The organism is Streptomyces xanthochromogenes (assembly GCF_014650455.1).
Classification (GTDB): domain Bacteria; phylum Actinomycetota; class Actinomycetes; order Streptomycetales; family Streptomycetaceae; genus Streptomyces; species Streptomyces xanthochromogenes.
Genome location: NZ_BMUZ01000003.1, coordinates 1 through 13,672, shown reverse-complemented (window position 1 = coordinate 13,672; position 13,672 = coordinate 1). Strand labels below are relative to the sequence as shown.

The window sequence follows — 13,672 nt, the reverse complement described above, 5'->3', positions numbered from 1 at the left end:
CTTCCGGGGCACTCGTGCTGATCTTGAGCGGCTGTCTATCGTGTAGATCATCTGCCAGCGATTCAGTTCAGGTCCATCAGGACTGGCGAGAGGTGGCCGCCGCTCGCCGATCGACGGGCTTGACCGGAGCTATGCGGGTGCGACCACAGTTTGCGCATCTTGAATCCCCGCAGCACCAAACTATGACCAGCAGCTTGATGAGGCGCTTTGCCCCCTGTTCGCAGAGGAAACCACTGCGGACCGGTGGGGACATCGCGTCCCAGAGATCAGTGCTGAGCGGCGAACATCGCTTCGATCTCCTTGAGTACGAGGTCGGGACGGTCCGTCGGTAGCTCATGGGAAGTGCCCTTGGCAGTGACGAGCGTCCGGTTCGGCGCCTGCCGGGCGAACGAGGCGGCTGCATCGCGCCAGCGCTGGGCGTCTTCAGGAGACCCGGCGAACGGAGTCTTCTCCGAAACCATGACCGTTGCCGGCACCGAAGTCGGCCACGTCACCTTGTGGAATGCCTTATGTGCTGGGGCGAAGCCCTCTGCTGTGGAGATCAGCTGGCGGTTCTCCGGCTTCTCGGGGTCCTTCTTCGCCGCATCGACGTCCGGCTGAGTCCCGGCCACGAGACGGGGAATCTCCTCGTCCGTGAAGAACTGCGGGAGATTGGCGTCGACCAGGACTGCGCCGGAGAGCATCTCCGGGTTGTCCTGGGCGAGGTAGTTCGCGATCTCCCCGGCCTGGGAGTGAGCTACCAAGGTCACGTCCTTGGCGATGCCCAGTTGCTTGAGTCCCGCCTTGAGGTCGCTGACGGCGCTCTGAACCTTCCACGCGCCGGGCACCACGTCGCTCTTGCCGAGACCGGCGCGGTCATACGTGATGACGGTGGCACCGGTGGCCGCGTGAAGCTTGGGGACGATCTCCTTCCACTGCGTGGAGTACTCTCCGCCGCCCGAGTCCATGACGATGGTGGAGCCGTTGCCCTTCGTGACGTAGAAGGCCACACGGTGACCCCCGTTGTCGACCATGTGCAGCTTCGTTTCGGCCGCCTTGGCGGATCCCGGGGCGGCGGCCGAGGTGGCGGACGACGAGGCCGTGGGGCTGGAGGCGGAATCGTTGTCGCTGCAGGCAGTGATGCCACCGGCCCCCAGAGCCAGCAAGGCGAGGGAGGACAGAACACGGGACGTGGAACGGCTCATACGGGGGGTGCGGGACACGAGTGATCCTTCGACGGCTTGAGGCGCTGTGGTAGCTGTCCGATCATTCGGGAACCTGGCTGCCCACAGAATCCGGCTGGCACGTCTGTTGACGGTGCTGTTGATACCACCGACCGTGGTGGGGTTACCCCCTGGTCCTTCGCCGACCCGTGTCCGCTCACCGATGAAGCCTGCCAGGTGTCCGCTTGGCTGCGCGCGGCCGTACACCGATTCCTACTTGCTGGGGCCGGATGGCCCTCTACGATCCGGTGCATGTTGGATCCCGAGGGATGAGCCGGCACCGCGCCCGGCCCGCCCGGTCCGACGTGGGGGAGGGGCAGCCGGCACCGGCCGCAACAGCCCAGCCCACTGTGCCCGTTGACGCCCGGCCGGCCCAGGCCACGGCAGTGTCGGGTGCGACGGACCACCACCCGTGACAGGAACAGCAGGCGTGAGCGCTTCACCACGTCCCGAGGCCGAACTCTCCCTGGCACAGGCCCGGAGCATCGCGGGTTGCCGCGGCCTTCCCGCCCGGCGACCGTGCCGACGTCCCGTCGGTACTGGGGCATCTGCATGCGGTGCAGCTCGACAGCATCAGCGTCCTGGCCCGCGCCCACCAGCTCACCCTCGCCACCCGCATCCCCCACGCCACCACGCGCGCCGTTGACGCCGCCCTCAACTCGATCAGCCCGCCCGCGGCGTTCGTGTATCCCGCCCACGCCCTCAGCCTGGTGCCCCTTGACGACTGGCCGCTGTGGGCGTTCAGACGCAGCCACACCCGCACCCGTCCCCAATACCCCGACCCCGACCCCGGGCAGCGCTCATCGCCCGCGTCCGCGCCGACGGACCCCTGCCGCTGCGCAGCCTGTGCACCGAACAGCTCACGACCACCGGCCGGGGCTGGGGGCCTACGAAGACCGCACTTGAGTTCATGGTCTGGGCCGGCGACTCGCCTGCACCCGCTACACCTCAAGCCAACGACTCTTCGACCTCCCCGAACGCTGCATCCCCCACCCGCTCCTCGGCGACGGCCTGGACGACGACACCTGCCAGATCCGGCTCCTCGAACACGCCGCAACCACCCTTGGACTCGGCACCGTCGACGACTATGCCGACTACCTCCGCATCCGCCCCACGACCGCCGAACGCCTCCTGCCGCGCACTGCGCTCGCTCCGGTTGCCGTCGAGGGATGGGGGAGCGCCTGGGCCGACGTGTCCACGCTCGCCGGACCCGTAGCCGCTCCCCGGGAGCCGGTCTTCCTCGGTCCGTTCGACAACCTCATCTGGCACCGCTTCCGCGTCCAGCGGCTCTTCGGCTTCACTCAGGTCTTGCAGGCGTACAAACCTACGGCCCGCCGCGAACACGGCTACTACGTCTGCCCCCTGCCGGCCGACGGCCGGCTCATCGCCCGCGCCGACCTCGCCTTCACCCCTGCCGGACTCACCGTCCACCAAGCCTCGTTCGAACCGCACGCAGGACCCGAGACTGCCGTCCACTTCGCCGGCGCCTGCCGCAACCTGGCCACCGCCACCGGCACGAACCGCATCAGCATCGAGGCCGACGCCGCCGACCCTCCCACAACAGCCGCATTGCGCAAGGCGCTGCGGTAGACAGGGCCGACCAGGCCACCGGAAGCCGACGCGAGACCGAGAAGCACCTCACGGCCGCGGGAACCGTTCGACCTGCATCGCATGAGCGAGCAAAGCTGAGGAATCTGATGGAGCGACTCGTCGGCCTCGGCTGCGGGGTGCCCGCGCGGGGAGCTGATGTATGTCCCGCCCCCACGGAGGCCCGGCGCCAGCGCCGGCCGGTGCTATGGGCGGCGTCCGGTGTGTCAGACGCGGTCGTGGAGCGTGATGTGGTAACCGTCGGGGTCGGCGAAGGTGAAGGTCCGGCCGAAGGGGCCGTCGACGGGTGCGGAGACGATGGTGTGGCCGTCGCTGGCGAGAGCGTCGTGGATGGCCTGGACATCGGTGGCGTGCAGCCAGATCGCGGCTCCAATGCCGGGCTGCGGAACGGACCCGAGATCGGTGCCGGGCACGATGTCGCGGAGTGCGAACGCGATGGGCTTCGTCTCGAAGACGACGGCGTGCGGGGGCCCGGCCTGTGAACGGACGAGGCCGAGGTACTGCTCGTAGAACACACGCGACGCGTCGAGGTCGCGCGCCTGGAGCGAGATGAAGTCGGGGCCTGTGACGGGCATGGTGACGCTCCTAATCTTCGTGTCAGATTCCTGACACGACCCACGGTATGTCAGAATGCTGACATGAGTCAAAAGGGTGCCGGCGTCGACCTGGACAAATCACTGGGATACCTGCTGAAAGAGGCTTCGAGCGCCCTGCGCGTGGCCATGGAGGAGGTGCTGCGGCCGCTCGGCATGAGCGTGACGCACTACTCCTGCCTGGAACTGCTGGCGCAACGGCCGGGTCTGTCGAACTCGGAGCTTGCGCGTGGCGCCTTCGTGACCCGCCAGTCGATGAACGTACTGCTCCAGACCCTGGAACGCGACGGCTACGTGACCAGGCCCGCTGCGGCGCCCGTCGGAAAGGCGCTTCCTACGCGGCTCACGCCTCGCGGCCGACGGAGCCTGGAGAAGGCGACGGTCGCGGTCCGCTCGGTCGAGGTCAGAATGCTGTCGGGCATGACCGGAGCCGAGCAGTCGAGGGCGTTCGGAATCCTCCAGGGCATGATCGATTCCCTGCGCGCCGACGAAGGTGGCGCATAGGCGCCTTGTCGGCGCGGACCGCGCAGCGCGCTGGCGGCCTCGTGCCGGTGGACTGTACAAGTCCCCTGCGCAGCAAGGGCATTCACCTCGGGCGCGCCCCGTGTGGTCCGGTGTTCCGCCCGGCTCGCCTACGTCACGGGCCTAACGCGGGAGGGATCGCCGAACTCCCCGCACAGGCCGCCGCGTCTGTCTTCTCGACCGCTCATTGAGTTCGACCGGGGCGCCAGGCGCTGCCCGCGCGCATGAGGACCGTTCTCGGAGAGGCATGCGCGAGGGGATCGAGACGTCCTCACGAAGGCCCCTTCGCCGCCCCGCATGGGCAATCCGGGCTGGCGCCACCGGCGCGTAGGCAGAGTTCCTCTCTCCGCGTCACCAGAGGGAAGAGGCTCATCGAGGCCGAACGTCGACCATCGGGCCGTTCGTGACAGCGAAGTCCGGCCCGATGAATGGGTCAGAGTGCGCCCGCTGCCTCTGCTTCCGGACTCGCCTCGGTGCGCCACAGGTGGAGCGCGTCGGCGTCGCGGAGTCCTTCGGCGACTTGGTGGCGTTCGGTGTCGGTGATGTCGAGGGCGTTGAGCCGTCGGCGCCATTCGTCGACGCCATCGGTCTCCTCCAGGGCGGCGGCGAGCTCGATGAGGTGAGCGAGGGCGTGGGCCACCTCCAAGGGCGGGGCGGTATCTCCGTGCCTGCGCAGGGCCGTGGTGATTACGCGCAGGGCCGTGCGGTCGTCGGTCTTGAACTCGGCGAAGATGCGGGCGTGGTCGAGCGCCTTGGCCAGGCCCGTGAGGTGCTTGGAGCCGCCGTATTCCAGCTCGGCGGGCTCGTCCCGCTGGATGAAGATGATCGAGTTCCCGGACGGGTCGATGACGGTGAACCGGCTCGCCCCGGGCTTGTACCGGGTGATGCGCGGCCTGCCCTTAGCCAGGACCCTGCCGTAGGTGGCGCGCATGGCCCGGGTGAACTCCGCGTGGTACGGCGCGACCGCGTCGACTATGACCAGGCAGGCGCCGGCGTCCTCCTGGTTCGGGTCGATGTTCTTCGGCGGCGTCCCGAAGTGCAGCGCGAAGCCGCTCCATTCCAGCACCAGATAGATATAGGGCCGGGCCTGCTGGTAGGTGACCTCGAATCCGAGCGCCTGGTAGAACTCCAACGTCTCCTCAATTGACACGCACGGCATCACCGGCACTGTCGTCTCGTTCGCCCGCACCATCGGTTCTGTCACGCTAGATGCCCCTTCGGTTCCAGTCCCGCCTCCGACCTCCGATCCTGCCGCAGAGCCGATCCCGCCGCCTATGGAGCTTTACGAGTGGGTGCGTGATGGTGGATCAGGCGTGTTTCTCCTCTTCGCGGCTGATCCTCAGGCCCGCATAGTGGGGTCGAACACGAGGCTGGCGGTGGCCTGGCGGGCGGTCGCTTCGGTAGGTCCAGAGGGTCGGTTGCTTCAAGCCGTCCGGCCTTACTGATGGTTTCAAAATGAGGTTCGCAGGCGTCTCAGGCAGATGATGCTGCGGGCGAGTTGGAGCAGTGCGAGGTGGAGGTCGGCGCGTGTTTCGTAGCGGATCCGGAGGCGTTTGAACGGGTGGAGCCAGGCGAAGGTCCGCTCGACGACCCACCGGGTCCTGCCGAGTCCAGAACCGTGGGTGGTGCCTCTGCGGGCAATCCTTGGTGTAATGCCGCGCGCTCGAAGGAGACGGCGGTTGGGACAGGGAAGCGGCCGGTCGGTTCACGACCCCGGCACACCCTGATCCCCGAGCTCCCGGAGGGCGGCGAGCACGACTTCGCCGGTGTTCGGCCCGGTTCTGGCCGCGGCCAGAACCGCTACTACTGCGCGCGCGGGCGGGGCTGGCCGCGGGCCAATACCGGCAAGTGCGGTTGCCGAGACCTGTGGCCTGCCTGAGAGGCTGAGGACAAGCTGGGAGGGATGCCGCTGCGCGCCGGGGTGCAGAGGCGCGGCTGCTTTCGGCGAGGGCGACCGCACGGGTGGAGCTGCCGATGGCGATGATCAGGGAGCTGTCACGGCCAACGCCCCGCGAGGTCAGCTCGTCGGTATCCGCCAAGGGCCCCCTGTCTCCGACGTTCCCGCGCTGTCGAACACATGCTCCAACGGTGTTCGTGGGGACCGACCGGCGTACCCTTGGGATCGTGGGAAGCGCACCGCACCGAGTGGTGGTGATCCGGTACGCGAGCGCCGAGTTCCGGAGTCCCCATGACACCCCAAATCCGCGGCGGTACCAGCGAGCGGCCGAGCTGGGATGAGTGGCTGTCCAACCGCAGGCGGCAGCCGACCACGGCCATTCTGTGCGCACTGGTCGTCGTGACGGCCATCGTCGACCTCGCGACCGGCAACGGAACCCAGATCATCCATCTATGCGGCTTGGCGGCGCTCATAGCAGCGATGCTCTGTACCACCCGGCAGGTCGTTCTGGTGGGGGCGTTCTACACCGCCGCGGTGGCTGTGGTTTATACCAGTGAGCTGGCCAACTCGGGAGCCCCCACCGTGATCGCCTCCGTCACGGGCTCCGCCGTGGCCGGCATCGCCTGCGTCCTGCTGTGCAAGTCCCGGTGGGAACGTGAGCAATTGTTGGCACGGGTCCGGTCCGCGGCCGAGGCCGCCCAGCGGACCTTGCTGCGCGAACTGCCGCTGCGCACCGACGACGCGGTGGTGGATGGACTGTACGTGTCCTCCGCCCAGGACGCCCTGATCGGCGGTGACATCTACGAGGTCCTGCCCACGCCGTACGGCACCCGGGTGCTCATCGGGGACGTACGAGGCAAAGGTCTCCCGGCGATCCACGCCGGGGCCGCCGTTCTCACCTCCTTCCGGGAAGGTGCGTACCACCAACCCTCGCTGCTCGGCGTGTGCATCCGGATGGAAGAGGCGCTTTTGCGCCACAACCATTACGCGCGGGACACCGGGGACGGCGAGCGGTTCGTCACCGCGTTGGTACTGCAACTGGAGCCGGCCGGGCGGGCTGAAATCGTCGGGTGCGGACACACCACACCGTTCCGGCTCGGTGGTGGCAAGGCCGAAGAGATATGGCTCGACGACCCCGGACTCCCGCTCGGGCTCGGCAACTTGGCGCCGCAGGCGCGCACGGCTCAGAAGTGCAGCTTCCCCGCGGGGGAACGCATGGTGCTGTGTACAGACGGGGTGACCGAGGCGCGCGACGGCAAGGGAGTCTTCTATCCCCTGGTCGACCGCCTGAGCACATGGGCCGATCTGCCCTCGCCCGAACTGGTGGAACGGTTGCGGCTTGATCTGCTGAGGCACACGGGGGATCAGCAGAGTGACGACGCCGCCATCCTCGTCGTGCGCCGCAACGGCTGCGTCGCTGCCGACGAGGCAGCAAGTGCGGACGGCCCGTGACAGCACATCGGCTGTGCCGAGCGGGGATCGTGTGTGTAACCAGTTTCGGCCGACCTTGGCGTTGGCCGGTTCCGGAGACGGGGCGATGGGGCCGCATTCCCCACGCTCCGCACCGCATAGGCGGGCACGCTCCACAAGGACGGCATCTCCAGCTACCGGGGCCATCCGCCTTGCCCGCGCCGCTGCGGAGGAGTGTTTCCGCATCCAAACCCTCGGCGTCATTCACTGCGAGGACTCTGGCTCAACGGCCTGAGCGTCGCCTCCGAGGACAGCCGCACCGACAGCATGGGCCGACCGGAACCTACCGGAGATGAGTGTCTCCGCGCGGTCCGATGAGTACGTGTACTCAGGGCCGCTGATCCCGGGCGGACGACGATTCTCCTATGACACAGCAACCGCGCCCCGGCCGCCGCAAGACCACCACGTACGTCGCCATGGGGCTGGTCGCGGCCGGTGCGTTGACGGCCACTGCGTATGCCGCCCAGTGGTTCGAGGGCGTGTGGAACGGCCGGCCCTACCCGGTCGCGGCCCCCGCCTCCACCGCACAGCGGCTGGACGCCCGCACGCAGGCCGTCTACGACGCGCTCGCCCTGCCACACGGGGCGCTGGACGAGAACTGGGCGGGCGGCGGCATGGACGCCACGGGCTACAGCTGCCACCCGGTGGGGCTGCGCCACTTCTTCGACAACCTCAGCGACACGCCTCCGAGCGAGCCGCACGTGGTCGACGTCCACGACAACTGGGCGGTGAAGGGAGTGGCGTTGGCGGAGGCGGTGACCGCCGTGGAGCGGGCCCGAGTCGCCCTCACCCACCAGGGGTGGAAGGTCACCGAATACGAGCACACCTCCTCGAGGCTGGTCCTGCGGCTGACCGCGCCGGACAGTTCCGACGCGGTCGGCATCGAGGCCTACCCGGAAGACCGCCTCCAGGTGTTCACCACGGCCGAGTGCGCCCGCTACCCGGAGGGCACTCCGCTCGACAGCGCGGGCGACCCCCAACTCGCCGCCCCGCAGGCCCCGTCCACGCTGCGCCACTGACCCGCCGCGGCCCGCCGCGTACTGCGTCGCCCTGATTGACCTCGCAGCCCACCAACTGGCCCCCGCCGCCCTCGCAGCCGAACAGCCCGCCCCGGCGTCACGGTACTGCGCTCCTTCATCGGGCGCGCTGGGCCGGCCCGACATGCAGTGCCCGGCCCGGCGGACGACCCCGACTGCATAGAGCGCCGCCAGCCGCGTCATGGTGCTGGGCGAGTCGAACTACGGCCGTCACGCACGGACAGCGGCGGAGACCCTCCTGGAAATCGCGCTGCCGACCACGATCTGACAGGCCCCACCGAGTTGCTCGATACGCCCAGCGCCTGATGCGGGCATCCCGCTGCTCGACCGAGAGGAAAGCGGGACTTTCACAACAGGCCCTGGCGGCGGTCGCGATCCTGGTCGAAGGTGGCGAGCCGTGAGATGAGCTCGGAGGTCTCGGGGGCGGTGAGCTCGCCCTCAATCGCGAGTGCCCGCCGGCCGTGGTCGTGGGCGGCACCGGGGTCGTCCTCGGCGAGGGAATGGGCGAGGCCCTGATGGGCGCGGGCGATCTGCGGACTGTTGTCGATGGCGGAGGCGACGTTCAGCGCCCGCCGGTGGCGACGGCGGGAGGCTTCGTGGCAGCCGGCCGCGTGGTACGTGACACCGAGATCGTTGAGGAACTCGCTCTCGGCGCGTCGGTCGCCGGTCCGGCGGGCGAGCCAAAGCGCTCGGGCGTGGTGGCGCACGGCGTCACCGAACTGTCCCAGCTGCCGGTGACCGGTGCCGATGTTCGTGAGGGTCAGGGCTTCGCCCCAGGGATCGCCGATGCCGCGGTACCGATCGAGGGCCCGACGGTGGTGGTCGAGTGCCTCGGCGGTCCGCCCGAGGCGGGCGTAGACGGAGCCCAGGCTCGTCAGGCTCAGGGCCTCGCCCCAGGGGGCGTCCAGGTCGGCGTAGAGGGCCAAGGCCTGTCGGTGGAGGTCGATGGCCTCCTCAGTGCCTCCCAACGCACTGTGTGCGACACCGAAGTTGGTGAGGATGACGGCCTCGCCCCACGCATCACCGATCTTGCGGCACAGAGCCAGAGCCTCCAGGCCCTGGCTGAAGGCGTCCTCGTGACGTCCGGCGTGCCAGCAGGCGATGGCGAGGCTGGTGAGGATCTCGGCATGGGCCAGGCGGTCGTCGAGATGCTCGACGGCGGCCAGGGCGAGTTCATGGGTACCGACCCAGTCCAAGGTGCGTCCACGGATGTCGAAGAGGTGCTGGAGCACGTGGGCGTACCGCCAGACGTGCTCGACGCGGCTCCGCGCGGCGGCGCAGGTGATCAGCGCGACAAGGTTCGCGTGCTCGGCCTCGTACCAGGCCAGGGCCGGCGCCCGGGCGCTCACGTCCGGGGCGTCCACGGGCGGCCGGTCGATCTCGAACGCGAGCAGCCGCTGTCCCGGGGCCACCACTTGGCGGGCGTTGAGCGCGGTGAACAGGTAGTGGTCGAGGAGCCGGAGCTCCGCCTCGTCCTGCCGGGCGGGCGGCTCGGACTCGCGCAGGACCTCCTGCGTGTGCCGGCGCAGGAGGTCGTGCAGTTGATAGCGGTGGGGTTCGTACTCTTCCAGCAGGTGCACATCGACGAGTTCCTGCAGCCCCTGGCGTGCCGTCGCCTCGTCCGTGCCTGCCAGCGCCGCGGCCGCGTAGGCGTCGAGATCGGTACCGGGATGCAGCCCGAGGAGCCGGAACAGGCGCTGGAGGTCGGGGCTCAGACGGGCGTAGGAGAGGGCGAAAGCCGTACTGACCGCATGCTGGTTGCCGCTTTCCCCGGACCGGAGCGAGCCCGCGCGCAGCTCGGCGACGAGGTCTTCCGGCGTCCACGCGGGCCGGTGGGCGAGCCGAGCCGCGGTCATCCGGATGCCCAACGGCAGGTAGCCGCACAACCCGGCGATCTCGGCGACCGCCTCGGGCGCGTCGACGACCCTGCCGCGCCCCGCGATCCGGGCCACCAGTGCACACGCATCGGCCTCCGGCAGCACGTCGAGCGACAGCGGAACGGCACCTTCCAGGGACAGGAGCCGACGCCGCGAGGTCACGATGACCGCACACGAGGCGGAACCCGGCATCAGCGGTCGTACCTGCTCGGCATCGGCGGCATTGTCCAGCACCACCAGTGCCCGCCGTCCCGACAACGTGGTACGCCACAGCGCCGATCGCTCCTGAAGGGAGTGCGGGATGCGCGCGCCGTCGACGCCGGCCATGCGCAGCAGTGCCTCCAGTGCCGATGCCGGTCCCGTCGGCGCGTGCCCGGGCGTGAAGCCGTGCAGGTTGCAGCAGAAGTGGCCGTCCTGGAACCGCTCGGCCATGAGATGGGCGGCGTGCACCGCCAGTGTGGTCTTGCCGACGCCGGCCATGCCGTCGATCGCCGTCACCACCACCGCGCTCGTGCCGCCGCCGAGGAGATCCGCGAGACGGGTCTCCTCTGCGGTGCGTCCGGTGAAGTCCGGTATGTCGTACGGCAGATAGTGCTGACGCTCCGTGGGGCCCGGGCCTGCTGCGCCCTTCCACTCGTCGGCCGAGGCCGTGGCGAGGAGGCGCCGCTGTTCGTCCGTTCCCAGCCCGAGCGCCTTCGCGACCTCCCGCACCGAGGCGACGCGCGGCACCCGGCCCGGCCGCGTTCCAGCGCGCGGATGGTCCGGGCCGACAGTCCGGCCCTGTCCGCCAACTCCTCCTGCGTCAGGCCGGCCCGCCGCCTGTAATCACGCAGCACCGTGTCGAACCGCTCCGGCATCTCCTCCTCCTCTCCCCGAAGGCCCGCACCGCGCGGCATCGCGCCCCACGGCTTCCCTTCCCCGCGGGACTGTGGCCCACCCGGCACAACGTCCGCTGAACGTCCGCTGGACGTCCTGTCGGTGGCAGGGGTCCGGCGGCAGCATCGTATGCGTCCCGCCGGACAGAGCGAGAAGGATCAACCACCGCTACCGCACAGGCAGTTGCGTGCAGGGGTGTTCGTCGCGCGGCGGGGACGACCATCGCACATCTCATCGCCAACTGGGAGACCGGCATGATCAAAGGCCGTATCGCAAGGACTGCAGCCGCAACAGCGCTCGTTCTGGGAGGGGCGCTGTCCGTCGCGCCGAGCGCACTGGCCGACAGCGGCTCGGCGACCACCACCGTTCCTCTGGCCGGCGACTCCGCGCAGGTGTCGTGTTGGGGCCAGCGAGTGTTCGGCAGTGCGGGCCACCACGGGAACAAGACCTGGTGCAACTCGGGCCGATACCGCGAAGTGATCACGTGCGAGACCCTCGGGGGCTACCAGTACGTCCACTACGCCCCCTGGGTGTGGGCCAGCGCGGAGAGCACCGCTTGATGCAACCTCGGCGACGAAATCATCGGGGACCGGACGCAGGTGGGTTGAGCGACAGGCTCCCGCCATCGTGAGCACCGGCCTCAGCGACCTGCTGCTGGGGCCGGTCGACTTCGTGAACGGTGGCGGAGCCCGGCGACCGGCCGCCGGATGCTGGGACGTCCGGTCGGCATCGTTACGGCTGCAGAGCACGTCCTTCCCCTGCTCCGGTTCCGGCGAGGGCGGGTCTTGTCGTCAGACCGACCGGGGGAGCGGCGACGGCCTTCGGATACGTGGCCCGGCCGATCCCGATCCTTTGATCGGAAAGCATCTCGGGCTCAGCATTCCGGCCATCAAAGGTAATAAATAGTTGCAATGCGTAATATTTTTAGACATCTCGGGTGAGGCGGCCCACAGGACCTTGGTCACATACGAGCGGGCCTAGTGGTCGTCGGCGTGGTCTGGCCGTGCCCTTGCCCGCCCGCGGAGTGTGCGGAGGCTGCCGTGCCCCGGCCGGTGGTGGGGAGGCCGTATGGGCTGGCTGCGAAGCCCGTTAGTAGGAGGGGGGCATTGCCAGGCCATCGGGGCGTCGGTAGAACTGGATGAGTCGCCGAGCGGCACGGGTACTTCATCCGCCGCAGACGAGCCCCCTCGATCGTGTGAGTGGCTCACGTATGCCCCGGTATCCCGCGACCGTCCTTGTTCCCTTCGGAAGGCCTCTTCGTGTCCAACGCAGTCATCCGCCGCATCGCCGCCTCCAAGAAGACCCTCGCGGGCGCCGTCGTCGCCGTCGGTGCCGCGGGTTCCCTGTTCGCCACGGTTCCCGCCCACGCGGCCCCGGCGAACGCCAAGGCGATCGCTCAGCAGATGATCAAGGACCCGGCGCAGTTCGAGGCCTTCAGCAAGATCGTCTCTCAGGAGAGTGGCTGGAACCACACCGCCACGAACTCCTCCTCCGGTGCCTACGGCCTGGTCCAGGCCCTGCCGGCGTCGAAGATGGCGTCCGCCGGATCGGACTGGAAGACCAACCCGGCCACCCAGATCAAGTGGGGTCTGGACTACATGAACTCCCGCTACGGCAGCCCGGTCGGCGCCTGGAACTTCTGGCAGGCCCACCACTGGTACTGAGCCGCCACTGGTACTGAGTCAGGACCGGTACTGAGCTGTCAGCCGGCTCGAGACAGCCGCATACGACATGCCCCGCCGCCACGGTGACGGGGCATGTCGGCGTTTGCGCCGCCCCCCGCGGTGACGGAGCCGTTCGTCCAGGGATCTTGGACAATGCATCCATGCGTATACGAGCCGTGCACCCTGATGAGTTGTCCGCCCTTCAGGAGATCGAGCGAGCCGCGGGTCAGCGCTTCCATGATGTCGGGATGCCGGAGATCGCCGACGACGAGCCGCTCTCGGAGCGGGAACTCGCCTGCCATCAGCAGATGGGCTTGGCGTGGGTCGCGGTCGACGCTGCGGACGTCCCGGTCGCTTATTTGATCGCCGATCGTGTCGACGGCAACCTCCACGTCGAACAGATCTCGGTGCATCCCGACCATGCGCGGCGTGGCATCGGACGTCTCCTGCTCGACCGTCTGGCCGACCATGCCCTCGAGGAGAGCGCACCCGCTCTCACTCTCACGACGTTCACCGACGTGCCCTGGAACGCCGCCTACTACACGCGCTGTGGATTCCAGGTCATGAGCGAGGGAGACATCACTCGCGAACTGCGCCGGATCAGGGAAGTTGAGGCGGCACACGGCTTGGACCGCTGGCCGCGTGTGTGCTTGCGCAGGGCGCTGCGTTCGACGCCGGCGGCCGGATGATCCGCAGCGGGGGCGGCAGTTCCACTGCCCGCAAGGCCGAAGCCTATGCAGAGAACAGCAACTGCCCTTCTCCCTGACCTAGTTGCCGATGAACCGGCTCGCCGGGCGCGCCACCGATCCGGTTGACTGTCCGCAGGAGTACGTACCGGCGTATGACCGGCTTAGGCACTGTTTCTCGGATCATGTGCGGAGCCAGATGATGAGGGCTGCGAGGGTGACGGTGCCGAGGTAGATGTG

The 13,672-nt window shown here is 68.8% G+C and carries 11 protein-coding genes and 2 pseudogenes; 7 read left to right on the top strand and 6 right to left on the bottom strand.

Annotation, left to right across the window (positions count from 1 at the left end):
- Positions 1–266: 266 nt before the first annotated feature.
- A complete protein-coding gene (locus tag IE267_RS07510; RefSeq protein WP_229860814.1) occupies positions 267–1,145 on the bottom strand; it encodes an alpha/beta fold hydrolase in 879 nt (292 codons plus the stop codon).
- Between the two features lie 972 nt (positions 1,146–2,117).
- Between IE267_RS07510 and IE267_RS07505 the strand changes: the two genes are divergently transcribed.
- Positions 2,118–2,792 (top strand): DNA glycosylase AlkZ-like family protein, encoded by a 675-nt coding sequence (locus IE267_RS07505; protein WP_189762982.1) that lies wholly within the window; start codon positions 2,118–2,120, stop codon positions 2,790–2,792.
- A gap of 224 nt (positions 2,793–3,016) precedes the next feature.
- Here the strand turns inward: IE267_RS07505 and IE267_RS07500 are convergent, their stop codons facing one another.
- Positions 3,017–3,385: a VOC family protein gene (locus tag IE267_RS07500; RefSeq protein ID WP_189762528.1), complete on the bottom strand. Its 369-nt coding sequence runs from the start codon at positions 3,383–3,385 to the stop codon at positions 3,017–3,019.
- 63 nt (positions 3,386–3,448) lie between these two features.
- On the opposite strand from IE267_RS07500, the gene IE267_RS07495 reads away from it, so the two are divergent.
- Positions 3,449–3,907: a MarR family winged helix-turn-helix transcriptional regulator gene (locus IE267_RS07495; RefSeq protein WP_189762527.1), complete on the top strand. Its 459-nt coding sequence runs from the start codon at positions 3,449–3,451 to the stop codon at positions 3,905–3,907.
- 451 nt (positions 3,908–4,358) lie between these two features.
- On the opposite strand, the gene IE267_RS07490 is transcribed toward IE267_RS07495, so the two are convergent.
- Complete coding sequence (locus IE267_RS07490) at positions 4,359–5,129, bottom strand: DUF8817 family protein (RefSeq protein ID WP_229860812.1); 771 nt, start codon at positions 5,127–5,129, stop codon at positions 4,359–4,361.
- 246 nt (positions 5,130–5,375) lie between these two features.
- Positions 5,376–5,603 (bottom strand): annotated as a pseudogene (locus IE267_RS07485) (transposase); the annotation flags it as partial.
- Positions 5,604–6,113: 510 nt separating this feature from the next.
- On the opposite strand from IE267_RS07485, the gene IE267_RS07480 reads away from it, so the two are divergent.
- On the top strand, positions 6,114–7,274 hold the full coding sequence (locus IE267_RS07480; protein WP_189762526.1) for a PP2C family protein-serine/threonine phosphatase: 1,161 nt from the start codon (positions 6,114–6,116) through the stop codon (positions 7,272–7,274).
- Positions 7,275–7,657: 383 nt separating this feature from the next.
- Positions 7,658–8,311, top strand: a complete 654-nt coding sequence (locus IE267_RS07475) for a hypothetical protein (RefSeq protein WP_189762525.1) — start codon at positions 7,658–7,660, stop codon at positions 8,309–8,311.
- Positions 8,312–8,676: 365 nt separating this feature from the next.
- Here IE267_RS07475 and IE267_RS07470 read toward each other — a convergent pair whose 3' ends face one another.
- Both IE267_RS07470 and IE267_RS40370 read right to left on the bottom strand, forming a co-directional pair.
- Entirely contained in the window at positions 8,677–10,935 is a 2,259-nt protein-coding gene (locus tag IE267_RS07470) for an ATP-binding protein (RefSeq protein ID WP_229860810.1), read from the bottom strand.
- Between the two features lie 17 nt (positions 10,936–10,952).
- Positions 10,953–11,063 (bottom strand): annotated as a pseudogene (locus IE267_RS40370) (helix-turn-helix transcriptional regulator); the annotation flags it as partial.
- Between the two features lie 273 nt (positions 11,064–11,336).
- Here IE267_RS40370 and IE267_RS07460 point away from each other — a divergent pair.
- The 3 genes from IE267_RS07460 (at position 11,337) to IE267_RS07450 (ending at position 13,435) form a co-directional block, all read left to right on the top strand.
- Positions 11,337–11,642: a hypothetical protein gene (locus IE267_RS07460; RefSeq protein WP_189762522.1), complete on the top strand. Its 306-nt coding sequence runs from the start codon at positions 11,337–11,339 to the stop codon at positions 11,640–11,642.
- A 699-nt stretch (positions 11,643–12,341) separates the two neighbouring features.
- The gene (locus IE267_RS07455) at positions 12,342–12,746 is read left to right on the top strand and encodes an aggregation-promoting factor C-terminal-like domain-containing protein (RefSeq protein WP_189762521.1); all 405 of its coding nucleotides are present in this window, start codon (positions 12,342–12,344) and stop codon (positions 12,744–12,746) included.
- Positions 12,747–12,907: 161 nt separating this feature from the next.
- Positions 12,908–13,435, top strand: coding sequence for a GNAT family N-acetyltransferase (locus IE267_RS07450; RefSeq protein WP_189762520.1), 528 nt, complete (start codon positions 12,908–12,910; stop codon positions 13,433–13,435).
- The last annotated feature ends 237 nt before the right edge of the window (positions 13,436–13,672 follow it).